General features: G+C 68.2%; 19 protein-coding genes. 4 read left to right on the top strand and 15 right to left on the bottom strand.

The window, feature by feature from the left end:
- Positions 1–88 precede the first annotated feature (88 nt).
- The 5 genes from ACFQU4_RS29015 to ACFQU4_RS28995 form a co-directional block, all read right to left on the bottom strand.
- Positions 89–889, bottom strand: coding sequence for an ABC transporter permease (locus tag ACFQU4_RS29015; protein WP_377498824.1), 801 nt, complete (start codon positions 887–889; stop codon positions 89–91).
- The gene (locus ACFQU4_RS29010; RefSeq protein WP_377498822.1) at positions 886–1,734 is read right to left on the bottom strand and encodes an ABC transporter permease; all 849 of its coding nucleotides are present in this window, start codon (positions 1,732–1,734) and stop codon (positions 886–888) included. Before ACFQU4_RS29010 ends, ACFQU4_RS29015 begins: the two co-directional genes overlap by 4 nt.
- Entirely contained in the window at positions 1,727–2,737 is a 1,011-nt protein-coding gene (locus tag ACFQU4_RS29005) for an ATP-binding cassette domain-containing protein (protein WP_377498820.1), read from the bottom strand. The genes ACFQU4_RS29010 and ACFQU4_RS29005 overlap by 8 nt, the downstream gene beginning before the upstream one ends.
- Before the next feature lie 276 nt (positions 2,738–3,013).
- On the bottom strand, positions 3,014–3,463 hold the full coding sequence (locus ACFQU4_RS29000; RefSeq protein WP_377498818.1) for an SMI1/KNR4 family protein: 450 nt from the start codon (positions 3,461–3,463) through the stop codon (positions 3,014–3,016).
- Positions 3,447–3,968: an HNH endonuclease gene (locus ACFQU4_RS28995; RefSeq protein WP_377498888.1), complete on the bottom strand. Its 522-nt coding sequence runs from the start codon at positions 3,966–3,968 to the stop codon at positions 3,447–3,449. Before ACFQU4_RS28995 ends, ACFQU4_RS29000 begins: the two co-directional genes overlap by 17 nt.
- 234 nt (positions 3,969–4,202) lie before the next feature.
- On the opposite strand from ACFQU4_RS28995, the gene ACFQU4_RS28990 reads away from it, so the two are divergent.
- On the top strand, positions 4,203–4,481 hold the full coding sequence (locus ACFQU4_RS28990) for a helix-turn-helix domain-containing protein (protein WP_377498816.1): 279 nt from the start codon (positions 4,203–4,205) through the stop codon (positions 4,479–4,481).
- A gap of 7 nt (positions 4,482–4,488) precedes the next feature.
- On the opposite strand, the gene ACFQU4_RS28985 is transcribed toward ACFQU4_RS28990, so the two are convergent.
- The 9 genes from ACFQU4_RS28985 to fes form a co-directional block, all read right to left on the bottom strand.
- A complete protein-coding gene (locus ACFQU4_RS28985) occupies positions 4,489–5,550 on the bottom strand; it encodes an SPFH domain-containing protein (protein ID WP_377498814.1) in 1,062 nt (353 codons plus the stop codon).
- A 24-nt stretch (positions 5,551–5,574) separates the two neighbouring features.
- A complete protein-coding gene (locus ACFQU4_RS28980) occupies positions 5,575–6,012 on the bottom strand; it encodes an NfeD family protein (RefSeq protein WP_377498812.1) in 438 nt (145 codons plus the stop codon).
- Between the two features lie 88 nt (positions 6,013–6,100).
- Positions 6,101–6,964 carry a helix-turn-helix domain-containing protein gene (locus tag ACFQU4_RS28975; protein ID WP_377498810.1) on the bottom strand — a complete coding sequence of 288 codons (864 nt, stop codon included), beginning with the start codon at positions 6,962–6,964 and terminating at the stop codon, positions 6,101–6,103.
- A gap of 10 nt (positions 6,965–6,974) precedes the next feature.
- Positions 6,975–7,481, bottom strand: a complete 507-nt coding sequence (locus ACFQU4_RS28970) for a DUF6879 family protein (RefSeq protein WP_377498807.1) — start codon at positions 7,479–7,481, stop codon at positions 6,975–6,977.
- Positions 7,478–7,729 (bottom strand): hypothetical protein, encoded by a 252-nt coding sequence (locus ACFQU4_RS28965; protein ID WP_377498805.1) that lies wholly within the window; start codon positions 7,727–7,729, stop codon positions 7,478–7,480. Before ACFQU4_RS28965 ends, ACFQU4_RS28970 begins: the two co-directional genes overlap by 4 nt.
- 679 nt (positions 7,730–8,408) lie before the next feature.
- Positions 8,409–10,622, bottom strand: coding sequence for a catalase/peroxidase HPI (gene katG / locus ACFQU4_RS28960; RefSeq protein WP_377498803.1), 2,214 nt, complete (start codon positions 10,620–10,622; stop codon positions 8,409–8,411).
- Between the two features lie 37 nt (positions 10,623–10,659).
- The gene (locus ACFQU4_RS28955) at positions 10,660–11,091 is read right to left on the bottom strand and encodes a Fur family transcriptional regulator (RefSeq protein ID WP_377498801.1); all 432 of its coding nucleotides are present in this window, start codon (positions 11,089–11,091) and stop codon (positions 10,660–10,662) included.
- Between the two features lie 48 nt (positions 11,092–11,139).
- Positions 11,140–12,693: a multicopper oxidase family protein gene (locus tag ACFQU4_RS28950; protein ID WP_377498799.1), complete on the bottom strand. Its 1,554-nt coding sequence runs from the start codon at positions 12,691–12,693 to the stop codon at positions 11,140–11,142.
- Between the two features lie 110 nt (positions 12,694–12,803).
- Positions 12,804–14,087, bottom strand: coding sequence for an enterochelin esterase (gene fes / locus ACFQU4_RS28945; protein WP_377498797.1), 1,284 nt, complete (start codon positions 14,085–14,087; stop codon positions 12,804–12,806).
- 58 nt (positions 14,088–14,145) lie between these two features.
- Between fes and fepB the strand changes: the two genes are divergently transcribed.
- On the top strand, positions 14,146–15,126 hold the full coding sequence (fepB, locus tag ACFQU4_RS28940; RefSeq protein ID WP_377498795.1) for a Fe2+-enterobactin ABC transporter substrate-binding protein: 981 nt from the start codon (positions 14,146–14,148) through the stop codon (positions 15,124–15,126).
- 91 nt (positions 15,127–15,217) lie between these two features.
- Positions 15,218–16,222, top strand: coding sequence for an iron-siderophore ABC transporter substrate-binding protein (locus ACFQU4_RS28935; RefSeq protein ID WP_377498793.1), 1,005 nt, complete (start codon positions 15,218–15,220; stop codon positions 16,220–16,222).
- A gap of 22 nt (positions 16,223–16,244) precedes the next feature.
- On the opposite strand, the gene ACFQU4_RS28930 is transcribed toward ACFQU4_RS28935, so the two are convergent.
- Positions 16,245–17,129, bottom strand: a complete 885-nt coding sequence (locus tag ACFQU4_RS28930; protein WP_377498791.1) for a siderophore-interacting protein — start codon at positions 17,127–17,129, stop codon at positions 16,245–16,247.
- A gap of 156 nt (positions 17,130–17,285) precedes the next feature.
- On the opposite strand from ACFQU4_RS28930, the gene ACFQU4_RS28925 reads away from it, so the two are divergent.
- On the top strand, positions 17,286–19,292 hold the full coding sequence (locus tag ACFQU4_RS28925; protein ID WP_377498788.1) for a BNR repeat-containing protein: 2,007 nt from the start codon (positions 17,286–17,288) through the stop codon (positions 19,290–19,292).
- Positions 19,293–19,403 lie beyond the last annotated feature (111 nt).

Raw genomic sequence — 19,403 nt, 5'->3', positions numbered from 1 at the left:
CAACGGAAGGAAGCGGTGCCGTTGAATCAGCCAGGTCACGAAATCAGCCCCTTCACCAGATCGGAATGTCCTGAATCCGCACCCGACTCTACGCGGAAGCGCCGGTGTAGCGACGAAGGGCGAAGAACCAGAAGACCCGGGAGCCGACGAAGAACAAGATCGCCACGCCGACCGACAGCAGCGTGGTGGGCAGGTCCAGGGTTCCGGACAGAGCCTGGGCCGGAACGGTGACAGCGAAGCCGACCGGGATCACGAAGGTCAGCACCACCCGCAGCCAACCGGGGAAGATCGTCACCGGCCAGCGCCCGGCCTGGCCGAACACCGAGCCGAAGATCGCCATGATGTTGTCCAGCTTGACGAACCAGAACGCGCAGGTGCCGAGCAGCAGGATGAAGCTGTAGACGATGACCACGCCGCAGATCAGGGTGATCACGAACGCCAGCACACCGAGCGGCGTGACACTGTCCAGCTGGACCCCGGCCCAGATGATCACGCCGAGGCCGAGCACCGAGTCGGCCAGGGCCGCCGGCGAGATCCGTTGCACGCTGGCCAGCAGCTGGGAGTCGGCCGGCTTGGTCAGGGTGAAGTCGAAGGTGCCGAGCCGGATCCCCTCCATCATCGCCTCCACCGACGGCCGGATCACCATGCCGAGCAGGCCGGAGATCATGAAATGGATGCCGACCAACAGCATCATCCCGGCGCTGGTCCAACCGTCCAGCGTCGCGGTCTGGGAGAAGATCACCCAGAGCCCGATCACCTGGGCCAGCAGCGTGATCACCGCATTGATCACGGCGATGAAGAACTCGCCGCGGTACTGCATGAAGTTGAGCATGCCGAGCCGGACGTAGGTACGGATGATCAGGCCGCTGTGCCTCAGGTGAGAGATCATGCGCCGACCGCCGAGTAGTGGCGCAGGGCACGGGACCAGACCAGGCGCAGCACGATGATCGCGATCACGATCCAGCCGGCCTGCATCGCGTACCCGTACAGGATGTCGAGGCCGGTGCGCCGGCCCATCGCGACCTCGACCGGGAAGGCCAGCGACCAGGAGAACGGCGCCCACTGGGCGACGACACCGAAGGCGGCCGGCATCACCGCCAGCGGAGCGAAGCCGCCGCCGAGGAACAGCTGGACCGAGAAGTAGAGGTTGTTCAGCGCCGACACCTTGGTCAGCCAGAACGCGCTCAGCGCCAGCACCCACTCGATCGCGAACCGGAGCACGGCGGCGCCGATCAGCGCCGGAATGAACGCGAGCAGTTGCAGCGGCCGGATCCCGGACAGGTCGGCACCGAAGACGATCATCAGCAGGATCGCGCCGGGTAGCACGCCGAACAGCCCGATGATCTTGTACGACACGTTGTCGATGATGTCCTTGTGGATGGGATGGATCGGCCGCAGCAGCAGCGGCGAGAAGGCGCCCTCCCGGATCCGCCACTCGAACTCCCACATCAGCCAGATGAAGGTGAGGTGCTCGACCACCATCAGGATCGCGAAGTAGGTGACGAACTGGCCCGCCGTGTAGCCGCCGACGGTGCCGGACGGGCCGGCCACGGTCTGCCAGACGACGATCATCACCAGCGGCTGGATCACCGAGGTGACCACCCAGATCATCACCTGGCCGCGGTAGGCGAGGTTCACCTGGGTCGACGCGACGAACTCGCCCCGGTAGTAGTCGCGCAACGCCCGCCAGGGCAGGTGCCGGAAGTCCGGCGCGCGGGTGGCCGTGTCAGACATCGGCACCCGGTTCCGCCGCCGACGTCGCGAACACCTTCTCGATCACGGTCTCGATCGGCTGGTCCTCGATGGTCAGGTCGGCCACCGGGAGCTTGGACAGCAGCTGCGCGGCGACCTCCGGCGTCCGGCTGGCCGGTGCCTGGATCCGCCAGCCCGACCCGGTCGACTCCAGCGGCGCCCCGTTGATCATGGCCGCGACGTCGCTCTGCTCGACCCGATGCCCCTCGGTCAGCTCGACGGTGATCGTCTTGTCGGCGGCGAACCGGCGGACCAGCCCGGACAGCAGCCCGTCGTAGAGCAGCTCGCCGTGGTGGATCACCACGACCCGCTTGCACAGTGCCTCGACGTCGGCCATGTAGTGGCTGGTCAAGATCACGCAGGCACCGGTGCGGGCGTTGTATTCGGCCACGAAAGAACGGATCCGCCGCTGCATCGCGACGTCCAGTCCGATCGTCGGCTCGTCGAGGAACAGCACCTGCGGCCGGTGCAGCAGCGAACCGGCGAACTCGCACTTCATCCGCTCGCCGAGGGACAGGTTGCGGGCCGGCTTGCGGAGCAGGTACTGCAGCTCGAGCAGGTCGGTCAGTTCGTCCAACCGGGTGGTGAAGTCGGATTCGGTGATCTGGAAGATCGCCTTGTTCAGCCGGTACGAGTCGACCACCGGGATGTCCCACTGCAGCTGGCTGCGCTGCCCCATGATCAACGCCATCTGGCCGAGGTAGCTGCGGTCCCGCTTCCACGGCGTGTAGCCGAGCACCGTGGCTCCGCCCGACGTCGGGTAGAGCAGACCGGACAGCATCTTCAACGTGGTCGTCTTGCCCGCGCCGTTCGGCCCCAGGAAGCCGACGACCTCCCCCGGCTCGATGCTCAGGCTGAGATCCTTGACCGCCTCGACCTCCCGAGTCCGCCGCTTGACCAAGGCCGCCACCGCCGCCTTGATCCCCCCTTCGCGCTCCGGAACGACGTACGTCTTGCGGAGTCGGTCCACCACGATCGCTGGCATGGCTGGACCCTAACCGCTCGCTCTGACGTTTTGTCCAGGGCGATTTCGACGACAAGAGTGAGAGTCGCCGGCCAGTGAGCCGGTTGCTGGTTGGCGCGAGTGCGTCGCAGCTGCTGGATCTGGCCCGGACCGCGCGAGCCGGGTTTGAACGCAGGAGATCAGCTCATCCTGGACCGGTGACACAAATCTGCAACGCAACGCGCACTGCAATCGATTTCTCGTCTTCCGGGAGCCGTTGCATTGCAGATTTGTGACAGACCACGCCCTTCCGGGGAGTCAGGAACGCACCTTCGGCTCCGGGAAGTCCAGCACCAGGAACGCGTCCCAGTCGTCGGCCAGCCGGAACATGATCTCGCGGCTCGGCTCGTCCAGGATTCCGTCCACCTCGGCCTTCCAGGAGCTCGCCCACCAGACCGAACCCTGGTCCTCCCCCTCGATCTTGATCGCCAACGACCCGCCGAAGCTGATGGTCACCTGCAGGAAGTCGTCCGGGATCAGGTCGTTCAACGAGGACTGGTTGATCGACGGCAGTGACTCGACCGCGTCGATCTCCGAGAACGTACCCTCAGCGACGCCGGGCACCCGGGTGTACTCCCCCACCAGGCAACCGTTGGTCTGCATCAGCCAGCTCCGGTACTTCTCCGGAAGCCGTACTCCCAACGCGGTTTCGACCGCAGCGATCTGCTCCTCTGAAGCCCCCGCTTCGGGTTCAATCGCCAACCTCATTCATGGATCCTTTCTGGATCACCCGCACCCCGCCCCAATGCCGCACATCGCTGTGAAGATCACGGTCCAGCAGGAGCAGCGTCTTGCCGTCCTCGTGATGATGCCAGACCGTTCCCCGGGGCTGCCGGGAAAATCCGGCCCTGAGGTTGGATTTCCTGAAATCCGATTCGTAGTCGCCGGCGAAGCCCTCCTCGTGGCGCACGGCGGCGATCGCGTAGTCCTCGAACTGCGGGAATCCCTCGTAGGAGAAGGGAACGCCGTCGGGATACTTCGCGTGCAGGGCCGGGTTCCGGTAGTCGCGATAGACCGTCCCGGCCCGGCTCCGGTTCGACCAGTTGGTGGCGGCGACCGCCCGCTCCGCGTTCGGCGCCAGTTCGGCGATCCGTTCCTGCCGCTCCGCCTCGGTCAGGTCCGGGTCGTACTTCGATCTCGGACCGCCCAGCTCCCTCGGCGGCGACACCTCGGTATGGCCCGCTTCAGTACTCCTGGGCTCATCGACGGCCATGGCGGTCACCTCCCGCAGTCCTATCCCATCGAACCTGAGGCCGCAGGCGTTTCCCAACATCAGCCACAACTCTTCGGCCGATGGCCCCTCCCGCGTCACCGCGTTGTCCCACAACGGTTCGCGGCGCGCACCATGATCAAGATCGAGTGACCGGCACGCTGCGACTGCACCACGATGACTACGGAAAGGTAGTCAGGTCCGAGGACTACCAGAAGGTAGTCACGGGAGGGCGGCGTGACGTACCCGGAACTGATCTCGAGCCCGGAAGCCCTGGGCAGCGTGCTGCGCCAGGCGAGGCGCCTCAACGGACTGAGCCAGCGCGAACTCGCCCGCCGGCTCGGCACCAGCCAGCGCTACATCTGGGAGCTCGAGGCCGGCAAGCATTCGATCTTCGTCGACCGCCTGTTCGCCCTGCTGGGACTGACCGGAACCAGCCTGATCGCGATCCTCGATCCGGAGCACGCGGCCAGGTCCGCCCGGGGTGACGACGGCTCGTTCCTGACGCAGAAGTGACACCCACTCAACCCAGAGAATTCCGCTCGGCCGCCGCGACCTGCGACTTGGCCTCGTCGACCGCGGCGGCGGCCTGCTGGGCGGCCTCCAGGGCTGCGGCCGCGGGGTCCCGGCCGTTCTTGCCGTCCGTGAGCTCGCGGGTGTCGTCCGGCTTCGCGGCCGGCTCTTCATGATCACGCTTCGGCGGCGGAAGCGGGCTGGCGGCATGATCACCGAAGGCCTCGGTGACCGACTTGATCGCCTGGGTCAGTTCGCCGGGGATGACCCAGAACGTGCTGTTCTCGCCACCGCCGAGCTGCGGCAGCATCTGCAGATACTTGTAGGCCAGCACCTTCGGGTCGGCGTTGTTGCGGTGCACGGACTGGAAGACCTGCTCGATGGCCTTGGCCTCGCCGTCGGCCCGCAGGATCGCCGCCTGTTGATCACCCTGCGCCACCAGGATCTCCTGCTGTCGGGTGCCTTCCGCGGTGAGGATCTTGGCCTGTCGCTCGCCTTCGGCGTGCAGGATGGCGGCCCGCTTGTCGCGCTCCGCCCGCATCTGCTTCTCCATCGCTTCCTTGATCGTGTTCGGCGGGTCGATGGCCTTGATCTCCACCCGGTTGACCCGGATGCCCCACTTCCCGGTCGCCTCGTCCAGCACCTGGCGGAGCTGGTTGTTGATGTTCTCCCGCGAGGTCAGGGTCTGCTCCAGATCCATGCTGCCGATGACGTTGCGCAAGGTGGTGACGGTGAGCTGGTCGATCGCCTGCAGGTAGTTCGCGACCTCGTACGCGGCCGCCCGCGGATCGGTGATCTGGTAGTAGAGCACCGTGTCGATGTTGAGCACCAGGTTGTCCTGGGTGATCACCGGCTGCGGGCGGGAGGAGAGCACCTGCTCACGGATGTCCAGCTTGGTGTTGACCCGGTCCGCCAGCGGGATGATGAAGTTCAGACCGGGCTGCAGTGTCCCGCGGTAACGGCCGAACCGCTCGATGTTGTAGCGGTGCGCCTGCGGCACGATCCGTACCGTTGCGGCGACCAGGAACACCACCACCGCCGCGATGACGACGGACAGTACGAAGATCTCCATGTCCTTCCACCTTTCGACAGTGCGCTAAGGCAGCAACTCCCGCGGATAGACCACGGCCGTGGCACCGTCGATCTCCAGTACGTCGACCATCGTGCCGGCCTCGATCACCTGATGTTCGTCGTACGAACGCGCCGACCACTCCTCGCCGGCGAGCTTCACCAGTCCCTGCATCGCCGTGACCTGCTGGAGCACGACCCCCGTCCGGCCGATCAGGGCGTCGCTGCCCTCACGGGTCAACGGAGGATGTGCCAGGTGACGCCGGGCGATCGGCCGCACCACGAGAAGTCCGGCGACGGCCGCAGCAGCGAACGCGAGCACCTGGACCAGGAGAGGGGCGCCGAGCCCGGCCGTGAGCGCGGCCACCAGCGCCGCTGCCGCGAGCATCCCGAAGATCAGCGACAGGGTGAAGAACTCCACGACGCCCAAGGCGGCCGCGAGCACCAGCCAAACGATCCACGCCATTGTGTCAACCCATTCCATCGGGGTTGACGATCACTCTAGCTCGGCAGTCGAAAATCGGGCAGGCCCAGGCTGGCCGGACTCCTCACGGCTACCCTCCCTGGCTCTGCCGGTGACGTTGGATGGCCTGGTCGATCAGCCTCCGGGCAGCAGTGCCCCGCACGGCCTGATCGGACAGGGCGGCGAAGGTCCTGGCATAGAGGTCGACCTCACGGGGCTGGGTGATGGTCAGGTGACCGGACACCAGTTCGACCTGCACCTGACCCGTCCCGTAGATCCAGAAACCCTCGACCGGGCGATGGTGGCGGCCGAGTTCGGAAGCGACGACACCGAGGCTCACATTCGGCAGTTGCGCGACCTTGATCAAGTGGCGAAGTTGCTCGACCATCACCTCGGCATCACAGATGTCCGAGTGGAGGGTCGACTCCTCCAGCAGGAAGGCGAACGTGCGGCTCGCCTGGTTCAGCAGACGTTGGCGATCCAGCCTGACGGCAACCGCATCCTCGACATCGTCGACGAGGTGCCGGCGACGCTGTGCCGCGCGCAAGACCTGCTCGATGTAGGACCGGGTTTGGATCATGCCTGGAATCAACCAGGACGAATATGCCCGGAATCGCCGAGTTCGTTCGAAGATCGGACGCACGGACTCCTGTGCCTGGCGGAGTCCTGACCGCTCCAGCCGCTGCCATTCGACGAACATTCCCTCGACGGTCCGTAACGACGCGACAAGATCAACAGCTTGGTCCTCCACTCCGCAGGCGCGGCACCAGGACCGGAGGTCGTCAGCGGACGGAGCAGTCCGGTTGTGTTCGATGCGTGAGGTCTTCGACGGATGCCAGCCGCACACCGCGGCGAGGTCCCGCCCGGACAGGCCCGCCTGCTCACGCAACTCCCGCAACCGATCGGCGATGAGCTGCCGCGCCTCGCGCGCGCTGGAGTGTATGGAGAGGGCCATCGGCCGCCGATTAGACCGGCTTGTACTCGTGGTGCGGGACAGCTCGCACCCAGACGGCCTCGAACGCGGAGGCGCACAAACGCACGACCTGATCATCCTCGATGAGTTCGTAGCCTGGCTCCGACTTCTGTCCGTTACCGGCGAAGTGATTCACCATCACGAGCCGATCGTCGAAGATCCAATAGTCGTTTCCGGGCAACGCAAGATCTGTCGCACGCCGGCGCGGCAGCCAGCGCACCTGTTCCCCTGATTCCACGTTGCCGTCGGTCACGTCGTACTCATAGTGGATGTAGTCGCTGATCGGCTCAGAAACGATGCGGGCACGGCGCATGTCCACACCGCGAGCGACCGTCTGCCGCACGAGATCCAGCCAGTCCGGCCACCACTGCCGCGGATCGATGTGCTGCCCATCCTGCCAGGCGACGAAGGCGGGATCGTCGGCCATGTAGGCGTCGCGCATCTCCAGGTGCGCAGCCGACCGCCGGGTTGATGCCAGGACTTCCGCGAAGCTGATCACTGCCTGACGGCCTCCTCCGGTCCCGGGAGGAACTGCCGCATCACCGCCGGCAGACGGATCATCGACTCGTGCGCAGGTATATCGGTGGAATGGCCTGGAATCGATCCGACTCGCTGGGCCTCCGCCACTGTGCCCTGATCAGCGGTCCATGACTGGATGATCAAGTCGCCGGTCTCCTCCTCCACCCAGATCGTCGGCGAATCGTTCGTGGGTGTGTTCGGAAAGATTCCGAGAAATCGCAGAGCCATGAGTGCCCCCTTGCCGAAGTTGCACGCGATTGCACAAGCAGCATCGCTTCGGAGAAGGCTGTGAGTCAAGGCCGCGCTGGCCCGTGTGCAATGTCGTGCAATCCTGCGGTGACAGGGTGCAAGGCCGTGCAATCACATCGCCTGGAGGGCAACGCGCTCCCTAGCCTCTGATCCATGATCAACAACGCCGGTCTCGCCGTGATCACGATCCTTGCTCTCGTGGTTGCCGTGGCACTCGCTGCACGGCTCGTGCGTGACATCGTGATCGACCTCAGCGAGCGGAGGTGACGTTCCCGGAGAGTCAGCCGAGCCGGAGGATCCGGCTGTGGTTCGGACCGCATCTGATCGCCGACTATTGCGCCGACGCAACCACGGCCGCTCGCTACCAGGCAGCGATCGAGCTCCGCTTTCCTGGACTGGACACAACCAACGACCCCTGCGAACCCTCGAGTCGGGCGAGTCAGCCGGAACCGTTACCGAGCGAGCAGTTGTGGTTCCTGACTCCTTGAACCCATCGGTTCGGCGAACGACACCGGCCCTTCTGACGGCGTCGATCAAGGGGCAGGCGATCCAACCGGGGCGGGCTCGGATCGCCCGTGCGTCATGTGGAGCCCTCCACTGAGGGAACGCAAACCGGGCCGGCCTCCGAAGAGACCGGCCCGGGGTGCTGCTCAGTTGATCACTTCAGATCGAAGCGGTCCAGCTCCATCACCTTGACCCAGGCGGCGACGAAGTCCTCGACGAACTTCTGCTTCGCGTCGTCGCCGGCGTACACCTCGGCGAGGGCGCGCAGCTCGGAGTTCGAGCCGAAGATCAGGTCGGCCCGGGTGCCGGTCCACTTGACCTCGCCGGTCGCGGAATCCTTGCCCTCGAAGACGTCCGAGCCTTCTCCGGTCGGGGCCCAGTCGACGCCGGGCTCGAGCAGGTTGACGAAGAAGTCGTTCGTCAGGGTGCCCGGCTGGTCGGTGAAGACGCCGTGCTTCGAGTGGTCGTAGTTCGCGCCGAGGACGCGCAGGCCGCCGATCAGGACGGTCAGCTCCGGGGCGCTCAGGGTGAGCAGGTTGGCCCGGTCGATCAGCAGGAACTCGGCCGGCAGTCGGTTGTCCTTGCCGAGGTAGTTCCGGAACCCGTCGGCCTTCGGCTCCAGCTCCGCGAACGACTCGACGTCGGTCTGCTCCTGCGACGCGTCGGTACGGCCCGGCGTGAACGGCACCTCGATCGCGTAGCCGGCGTCCTTCGCGGCCTTCTCCACGCCCGCCGAACCGGCCAGCACGATCAGGTCGGCCAGCGAGATCTTCTTGCCGCCGGCGTTGAAGTCGGCCTGGATCCCTTCCAGGGTACGGAGAACGGTCGCCAGCTCGGCCGGGTTGTTGACGTCCCAGCCGCTCATCGGCTGCAGCCGGATCCGGGCCCCGTTGGCGCCGCCGCGCTTGTCGCTGCCGCGGAACGAGGAGGCCGACGCCCAGGCCGTCGACACCAGCTGGTCGACGGTCAGGCCCGACTCGATGATCTTGGTCTTCAGCGCGGCGACGTCCGCCGGGCCGACCAGTTCATGATCGACAGCCGGCACCCGGTCCTGCCAGATCAGCTCTTCGCTGGGCACCTCCGGGCCGAGGTAGCGCTCGATCGGCCCCATGTCGCGGTGGGTCAGCTTGAACCAGGCCCGGGCGAACGCGTCCGCGAACGCCTCGGGGCTCTCCAGGAACCGGCGTGAGATCTTCTCGTACTCCGGGTCGAAGCGCAGCGCCAGGTCGGTGGTCAGCATCGTGGGCAGCCACCGCTTGGACTTGTCGTAGGCGTCCGGGATGATCGCGTCCGCGTCCTTGGCGACCCACTGGTGCGCCCCGCCCGGGCTCTTGGACAGCTCCCATTCGAACCCGAACAGGTTCTCGAAGAAGTTGTTGCTCCACTGGGTCGGCGTCTTGGTCCAGACCACCTCGAGCCCGCTGGTGATCGTGTGCGGACCCTTGCCGGTGCCGAAGCTGTTCTTCCAGCCGAGCCCCTGCTCCTCGATCGGCGCAGCCTCCGGCTCCGGCCCGACGTGCGCGTCGGCGTCCGCGGCCCCGTGGGTCTTGCCGAACGAGTGCCCGCCGGCGATCAGCGCGACCGTCTCCTCGTCGTTCATCGCCATCCGACGGAAGGTCTCCCGGATGTCCCGCGCCGCGGCCACCGGGTCCGGGTTGCCGTTCGGGCCCTCCGGGTTGACGTAGATCAGGCCCATCTGGACCGCGCCCAGCGGCTTCTCCAGGTCGCGATCACCGGTGTAGCGCTCGTCGCCGAGCCAGGTCTGCTCCGGGCCCCAGTAGACGTCCTCCTCCGGCTCCCAGACGTCCTCGCGGCCGCCCGCGTACCCGAAGGTCTGGAAGCCCATCGACTCCAGCGCGACGTTGCCGGTCAAGATCATCAGGTCGGCCCAGGACAGGCTGTTGCCGTACTTCTTCTTCACCGGCCAGAGGAGCCGGCGAGCCTTGTCCAGGCTGGCGTTGTCGGGCCAGCTGTTCAGTGGCGCGAACCGCTGCTGGCCGGCACCGGCACCGCCGCGGCCGTCGCTGATCCGGTAGGTGCCGGCGCTGTGCCAGGCCATCCTGATCATCAGCGGGCCGTAGTGCCCGTAGTCCGCGGGCCACCAGTCCTGCGAGGTGGTCAGCAGCTCCGCGATGTCGGACTTCACCGCGGCCAGGTCGAGGGTGGAGAACGCCTCCGCGTAGTTGAACGACTCCCCCAGCGGGTTGGCCACGGCCGGGTTCTTGGCCAGGATCTTCAGGTTGAGCCGGTTCGGCCACCAGCCCTGGTTGCCGCCGCCCTGGGTCGGGTGCGGCGCACGGTGAGCGACCGGACACTGACCCCGGCTCTCCGCGGTTGCCTCTGCGGGGACCGGCTGATCTTGAGACATTGCTTTCCTTCCAAGACTCATACGTGTTCGAGGATGATCAAGAAGTTGGTACGGCAGCGCAGGCGGCACACCGACCCCAGAAGATGACCTCGGCCTCGTCGATCACGAAACCATGATCATCGGACGCCGTCAGGCACGGTGCATGCCCGACCGCGCAGTCGACATCGGCGATCGCGCCGCAGGAACGGCAGACGACATGGTGATGGTTGTCCCCGACCCGCGTCTCATAGCGAGCCACCGAGCCGAGCGGCTGGATCCTGCGGAGCAGCCCGGCACCGGTCAGCGCGTTCAGGCAGTCGTAGACCGCCTGGTGCGAGACCTCGGGCAACTCCTCACGAACCGCGCCGATGATCGCATCGGTGTCGGCGTGCGGATGGCGGTGGGCCGCCCGCAGCACCGCGACCCGGGGACGGGTCACGCGCAACTCGACCCCACGCAGCAGGTCCTGCAGTTCCGCTGTGGTGGGCATGACCGCAGCCTAACGCTTTTCTGGAATGAGTCAAGAAAGCGGGGTCGGTCAGTTGCCGCCGTGTCGGTGATGATCATGGTCCTCGGCGCCGCCGGAGCCCTGGTGCTCGGGCGCCCGGGCGGCGCCCTCGTCGCCCGGCTCGACCACGGCGAACTGGCCCATCATGCCTTCGTCCTCGTGCAGGAGCATGTGGCAGTGATACATGTACGGCATCGCCGGATCGGCATAGTCCGCGAAGTGCAGCAGCAGCCGGTAGCGGCGGCTCGGTTCGAGGTAGATCGTGTCCTTCGGGCCGCGCAGCCACTCGGGCGGCGGGGCGTCGTCGATCGTGAGCACCCGGAACTGCACGTCGTGCACATGGAAGCTGTGCGGCATCGGCACCGTGCTGCGGAGCTCCCAGACCTCGGTGCTGCCGACGGTCACCACCTCGTCGATCCGGGACAGGTCCATCGTCCGGCCGTTGATCTTGCGCTCGTCCAGTTCGAAGGTACGGGTCCGGGTCGCCGCCGAATCGTGCAGTTCGTCCTCCGCCGCCTGCGCCGAGCGCGGCCAGTCCGGCGCCGGCGACGGCTTGAGCGAGGCCGCCGCGCGCAGTTCCAGGACGTCGAACGCGTCGTTGCCGCCCATCGCGAAGGGTACGGCGACGCCACCCAGGTCGACCTCGAAGGAGCGCAGCCGGGCGGTGCTGCCGGGTTCCATGATCACCAGCAGCTCGGCCCGTTCGCCCGGCGCCAGCCGCAGCTGGTCCACGGTCAGCGGCGCGTCGAGGAGGCCGCCGTCGGTCGCGATCAACTGCACGTCGCGATCATCGAAGCCGAACTGGTAACTGCGTGCCGTGGAGCCGTTGAGCACCCGGAGCCGGACCCGCTCGGTGCCGACCGGGAGGTAGGCCCCGGCGATGCCGTTGGTGGTCACGATGTCGCCGAGGATGCCGGGCTCGCCGCCGTCGCGCCGCAGCCGCAGCGCCCCGTCCCGGTCGAGTTGTTTGTCCTGGACGATCAGCGGGATGTCGTCGACGCCGTACGTGTGCGGCAGGGCGGCCCGGCCGGAAGCGTCGTCGTCGATCAGGAACAGCCCGGCGAGGCCGCGGTAGACGTGTTCCTCGGTGACACCGTGCGGATGCGGGTGGTACCAGAGCGTCGCGGCCGGCTGATCGATCCGCCAGCTGGGCCGCCACCGGCCGCCGGCCGGGATGGCCTGGTGCGGACCGCCGTCCATCGTCGGCGGCAGATGCATCCCGTGCCAGTGCACGCTGGTGCTGACGTCGAGCCCGTTGGTCACCTCGACCGCGACCTGTTCGCCGCGCTCGGCCCGCAGGGTGGGCCCGAGGCTGGCGCCGTCGTACCCCCAGGTCGGTGAGTCGAGGTCGGGCAGGATCCGGGTCCGGCCGGCGCCGGCCTTGAGCGAGAACACCCGGACGCCGTCGATCACGCGCGACGGCGCCAGCGGCGGGATCGGCAGCTTCCGGGTGAACGGCTGGGCGGCCACCCGGTTCACCGACGTCGACCCGCCCCCGCAGCCAGACAATCCCGCGGCCAGGCCGAGGCCCAGGGCACCGGTCAGCAGCCGACGGCGGGAGATCGGCAGGGCGGTGGAGTTCATGCTCTCAACCCTGCGGCGACGGGCGCCGCGGCACATCAGTGCTCAGGCGTCTCCGCGGTACGGCAGCAGGCGACCTCCGACGTCGCCGTGGAGCGACGCCGACCCCGAGCTCAGCCGGTGATCAGCCGGGACAGCCCGGTCAGCAACGAGCCGCGCCAGCACAGCCATTCGTGCCCGCCCCGGAAGATCTCCAGTTCCACCTCGTGCCCGAGCGCGGCCAGGGCGTCCCGCAGCGCGACGTTGACCGCGATCTGGCCACCCTCGGCGCTGCCCACGTCCATGATCACCCGCAGCCCGGCACCCGCGGAGACGCCGGCCTCGGCGTCGCTGATCAACCGGCCCTTGATCGGCTCCGTGTCGTCCACCGCGCCGCGGATCCGGTCGAACTCCGGCCACCAGAACGAGCCCGACTGGCTGACCGCGCACCGGAATCGATCATGGTGGTGCATCACGGCATGAACGGCGGCCAGTCCGCCGTAGCTCTGCCCGGCCACGATGCTGCGGGCCGGGTCGTCGGTGAACGGCACCAGCTCGGCGGCCGCGGGCAGCAGCTCGTCCCGGACCGCCTGCCAGTAGGGCTCATGACAGGGCAGCTCACGGCCCCGGGTCTCCTGGTCCAGGGCGTCGACCAAGATCACGACGCAGTCCGGCCAGCCGACCCGCCGAGCCTGCTCGTCCAGCGCGCCGAAGATCGGCAGCCGGTCCGCCCAGTGCCGGCCGTCGTGCAGCAGCACCACCGGCCGCTCCGCCGGCTCCGGATGATCATCCGGCCCGGTCACCTGGTAGACCCAGATCCGGCGTTCATTGCCCAGCACGGCGCTGCGCCAGGTGAAGTCGACCAGCCGTTCCGGGTCGGCACTGAGCCCGTCCTGATCGACCCGATGCCAGGCCGGCTGGGCCGGCGCGTCCGGCCCGGCCAGCAGGGACTGCGCGTTGTCCCAGGAGCCCCGGAAGCGCGGGCCCTGGTTCAGCGGATCGGCCTCCGAGCGGGTGATCACGGACCGCCACCAGGTCCAGCGCGAGGCCGGGTCGTCCACCGAGTCGATCAAGGTCTCGGACTCCGCCCCGGTCAGCGGGACGAAGCAGTAGCTGCCCCGGAAGTCGTTGTCCAGTTCGGATTCCCAGAGCCAGACGTCAGTGCCGGGCACCCGGTCCAGTTCCGCGGGCGGCCAGCGGTGGTGATCGGTGAGGCCGTTGACGTCGATCAGCACCCGCTCGATTCCGGGGCCGCCGCGGTAGCAGTTGATCACCCGGGCCCCGTCCGTCCCGGTCGTGATCACCGGCAGGCCGGCCCGTTCCAGGGCCTGCCACCAGGGCTCGCTGCCCACCGCGTGCCGGTCCAGTTCGGGCACCGCGGCCACCAGCCCGCGCAGTGCCGTGCCTTCGACGTCCATGTGATCATCCTGTACAGTCCTCTTAGTTTAGGCAAACCTAACTGAAAGACGGGGACGGATGAAACGGCTCGTCGCGGCGGCCCTGCTGATCGTGATCGCACTGGCCGGGTGCAGCACGCCCGGCCCGACCGAGCAGGCCCCAGCCGGCGCTCCCGCCGAAGGCTGGCCGCGGACGGTCGAGACCGAGCGGGGACCCGTCGAGCTGACCGCGGCGCCGAAGCGGATCGTGTCGACGAGCGTCACGATCACCGGCACCCTGCTGGCGATCGACGCGCCCGTCGTGGCCTCCGGAGCGACCGGGCCGAACACGTACCTCAGTGATGATCAAGGATTCTTCCGGCAGTGGTCCGAGGTCGCGCAGCAGCGCGGCGTGCAACGGCTCTACGACCAGTCCGCGCCGAGCGTCGAGGCAGTCCTGGCCCAGCAGCCGGATCTGATCATCGTCTCGAAGTCCGGCGCCGACTCCGCCGCCGACCTGTACGACCAGCTCAGCAAGATCGCCCCGACCCTGGTGCTCGGGTACGACGACAAGAGCTGGCAGGACCTGGCCACCCTGCTCGGCGACGCGACCGGGCACGAGGCGGACGCCCGGCAGGCCATCGAGGACTACCGGACGAAGCTGGCCGAGACCCGGGCCGCGATCACCCTGCCCGAGCAGCCGACGTCGGCCTTCGTCTTCGCCACCGACGCCGGCGTCAGCGCCAACGTGTGGACCGCGGAGTCCGCCCAGGCGGTGCTGCTCCGTGACGTCGGCTTCACCCTCGCCGAGGTACCGGCGGACCTGCGCACCACCCGCGCCGGCCGGAAGGACGTGATCAACATCGCCGAGGAGAACCTCGAGCGCGGGCTGGCCGGCCGGACCTGGATCCTGATCGCGCCGGGTCCGACCACCGAAGATCAGGTACGCCGACATCCGCTGCTGGCCGGGACCGACGCCGTCCGGAACGACCGGGTCTACGCCATGGGTGCGGACTCGTTCCGGCTCGACTACTACAGCGCCGGCAATCTGCTGGACCGGCTTCGCGAACAGCTCGGCTGACCAAGCACCGAAGGGAATCCCCGTGACTGTCCTGCTCACCCACGCCCACCTCCGGAGTCGCCTGATCACCGCCGGACGGGAGCGCTGACCGATGCCGTTGCCGCACCGCCTGCGCAGCACCCTGGTGGCCCTGATCGGGTCGACCTTGATCACGGTCCTGGCCGTCGCATGCTCGTCGACCCCGACGGCCGGCCCGGGCGCGGGCGCGGCCGAGGACGGATTCCCGGTCCGGCTCAGCCACGCGTTCGGAACGATCACCGTGGAGCAGCGGCCGCAGCGCATCGTCACCCTCGGCGAGGATCTGGACACCCTGGCCGCGCTGGGCATCACGCCGGTCGCGTACGCGCCGACGGCGCCGGGGTACAGCGACGACGTGCCGTACCTGAAGGACCGGATCGATCTCTCCGGCGCCACCGTGCTCGACGGTGCGGAGACCGGCGAGTTCAAGATCGAACAGATCGCGGCGGCCGCGCCCGACCTGATCCTGGCCAGCAACTTCTACGGCATGCCCGAGCTGTACGACGAGTTGAGCAAGATCGCGCCGACGCTCGCGTACGCGACCGGCTGGGGCGAGACCAGCTGGCAGGAGCTGAGCGCGACGATCGGCCGGGCCGCCGGCGAGGAGGACCGGGCTCGCGCCGCCGTCGCGGAGACCGAGCAGTACCTGGCCGACCTGCGGGCCGACCTGCCGGCACTGGAGGGCAAGACCGTCGCCGGCGCGTACTACCACTCCTCCGGCACCTTCGCCGCCAACCCGCGGTCGGCATCGATGCAGAAGTACACCGCGCTCGGGCTGCGGGTCAATCCGCCCCTGCTGGAGGCCCTGCCGGAGGGCGCGTCGGACAACAGCGTCAGCCGGGAGACGATGGACGTCCTCGACGCCGACCTGCTGATCTTGAGTTACGGCAGCGACGCCTTGCGGTCCGAACTGGAGGCCGACCCGATCTTCCGGCGACTGAAGGCGGTACGGAGCGGGACGATCTACGTCAACGACCCGACCGACCGACTGCCGACCTTCGCGGGCAACAACCCGACCCTGCTCAACATCGTCTGGCTTCTCGAGCAGCAGCGGGAGACGCTGGCCAAGGTCCGCTGAGCGGGGTCAGCGGCAGGCGACCTCAGAGATTGTTCGCCTCGAGCACCTTCAGCGCCTCGTCGAGGGTGTCTTCCTGATCTTGACCGGCGGCGGTGCCGCGCTGGTAGATCTCGGCGACCTGATCTTGAACCGTCGCGTACCGCTTCAGGTAGCCCTCGGAGTCGGGGCGCCAGTAGCCGACGATGTCGTAGCGGCCGGAGGGCCAGCCGAGCTCCTTGCGGAAGTACTTCCGGATGTCCCGGGACGCCGCCTGCTCGCCACCCATCCATACGTAGCCGGGGCCGGACGGCAGTTCCAGGTCCCGGGTCGCCTCGACGAGCCGGCCGGCGCCGGACTCCAGGTCGGGGCTGTCCAGCCAGTGCACGGTCAGGTCGGCCGCGGATTCGAGCTCCAGCCGCGCCTCGGGGCCGGGGGTCTCCAGCAGCGCGATCGCCCGCCGCCCGGCCGGCAGCTCGGCCAGGATCCGGCCCGCGGCCGGCAGCCCGGTCGGGTCGGCGATGATCAACTCCCAGTCCGCGTCAGGCGCTGGCCCGTACCGGCCCCAGGACTGGCTCATGATCACCTGGTCGCCGGGCTGGACGGCCCGCACCCATTCGGAGGCGGCGCCGTGACCGTGCAGCATCACGTCGACGGTGATCACCGGGCCGTCCGGGTCGATCGCCCGGATCGTGTAGTACCGCTGCCGCGGCCGCGGTTCGTCGAACACCGCGTGGCCGTCGACGATCTTGGGCGGCGGCACCTCGGTCCGGCCCTCGGCCGGCAGCACGAACCGGAACCACTCGTCGGCGTGACCGGACGAGCTGTAACCGGCCAGACCGGGTCCGCCGAGCACCACCCGGCGGAAGATCGAATTCAGGTCGGTCACCCGCATCACGTCGGCGGTGTAGTACTGCTCGGCGTCAACCATCACTCCCCCTTTTCTTAGCCTAACCTAACCCATCCTCGGCGGGCCGGGACAACCGCCGTCCCAAAATCGCGACAGGCGGATTCCGGCCCGGTCATGATCATGATTAGCTGCCGTTGAAACGGTCCATCGCCGACGGCCCAACGAGGGAGCTCGATCATGGCGACTCGACGACGAGTGCTGCAGTTGACCGGATCCGCACTGGCGGCCGCCGCCGTTGCCGGTTCCCTTCCGGGCCTGGCGCACGCCGATCCGGAGGGCGAGGAACTGTCCTGGTCCGACGACTTCGACCGGGCCGACGGTGATCCGGCCGGCGGCTGGTCGGCCCTCCGTGGCGACTGGCTGATCGCGGACCACGGGCTGGAGAACCCGGCCGGCCCGGCCGAGCGGCTCACCGTGCAGACCGGCTTCGAACTCGGCGCGCGGTTCACCGTCACGGCCACCCTGCGCAGCCTCGCCCATGATCACTGGGCCGGGATCGCCTTCAACGTCGTCGATCACGGCGACGGCACCCAGGACTTCTACGCCGTCCGGCTGGTCACCCGCGGCGACACCCGCCCGCCGTCCTGGCAGCTGCTCCAGGTGACCAGGTCGGTCGTCGACAGCGCCAGCCTGATCGCCCAGGGCCCGATCCCGGTCGTACGTGATCACGACTATCTGATCAAGGTCGGATCGCCGAGCTACGGCGTGGTCGAGCTGGAGATCGCCGACGGCACCGAGGTGCTGCTCTCGAGCCCGTACGTCGTTCCGCTGGCGAAGCTGCTCAGCGCCGGCCGGATCGGCCTGTACGCCAACGCCGGCGGCATCAGGGTGGATCGGATCGCCGTCACGACGACGACTCCGGCCGCAGCACCGCCGGCCCCGGGACCGCTCGAGTTCGTACCCTTCGACGGCGAGCCGTACGAGCTGCCGGGCGGCGACGAGACGATCACCGGGCGCAGCACCGTCGGGCCCTGCTGGTCCGGCCACTCGGTCGGCCAGTCACTGCTGACCGTCGGTGATCAGCAGTACGTCGCCTACTACGCGCCGGACCAGACCATGACCGTCGCGCAACGGGCGCTCGGCAGCAACAGCTGGACCATGCAGCGGCTGGATTCCGTGATCGGCTGGGACAGTCACAACTACGTCACCATGGCCGTCGACGAGGCCGGCCAACTGCACGTCTCGGGCAACATGCACGTCGTTCCGCTGGTCTACTTCCGGACCACCCGGCCGGGCGACATCACGTCGCTGACCAGGGTCGCGTCCATGGTCGACCCGGACACCGAGCGGCGGGTCACGTACCCGAGATTCTTCACCAGCCCCGACGGGAAGTTGATCTTCCGCTACCGGGACGGCAGCAGCGGCAACGGTGTCGATCTCTACAACCTGTACGACAGCCAGACCGGGCAGTGGAGCCGGCTGCTCGACCAGCCGCTGCACGACGGCCAGGGGTTGCGCAACGCCTATGTCGAGGGGCCGCTACTCGGGCCGGACGACTACTACCACCTGGCCTGGGTCTGGCGGGACTCCGGCGACGCCGCCACCAACCAGCGGCTGTCGTACGCGCGGAGCCGGGACCTGCGCACCTGGGAACGCAGCGACGGAACCCCGCTCACCCTGCCGATCACCTTTGCCAGCGGGGAAATCGTCGATCCGGTCCCGATGAACGGCGGCATCATCAACGGCAACACCAAGCTCGGCTTCGACGCCGACGGCCGGGTCATGATCACGTACCACAAGTACGACCGGGACGGCAGCACGCAGGTCTTCCTGGCCCGCCGGGAAAGTCGCGGCTGGGCCCTGCGCCGGGTCAGCGAATGGACCGGCCGCTGGACCATCGGCGGTTTCGGGACGCTGCGGTTCGAGGTCACCGTCGGCGGAGCCTCGGTGCTGCCGGACGGCAACCTGCGGGTGGACTTCACCTGCCAGGGCCACCGCCGCACCTGGGTGCTGAACAGTGGGCTGCGCCCGATCGCCGAGGTCGGCACGCCACAGCTCCCGGCGGAGATCTCGACCGTGCGGTCGGACTTCCCGGGCATGCTCGTGCAGTCGCCGGCCGGGCTCGGCAGCGCCGCCGAGGGCAGGTATCTGCTGCGCTGGGAGACCCGCCCGTCCAACCAGGACCGCCCCTGGGACCCGCCCCACCCCGACCCGAGCCCGCTCGAGGTCTACCACCTGACCTGAGCTCCAGTGCTCCACGGATCTCCGCCGACCGGGCACAAAAGCAGGCGTTCTGGCGGCGTGTCGCTGCACTGGTGCCCGGTCGATGCTTGAGGCGGTGGACGGACAAGATCG

Origin of the sequence: Microlunatus sp. GCM10028923, assembly GCF_042666975.1 — a bacterium.
GTDB lineage: Bacteria > Actinomycetota > Actinomycetes > Propionibacteriales > Propionibacteriaceae > Microlunatus.
Note: the sequence above shows the minus strand (reverse complement) of the source record. Positions and strands in the feature narration are given on the sequence as shown.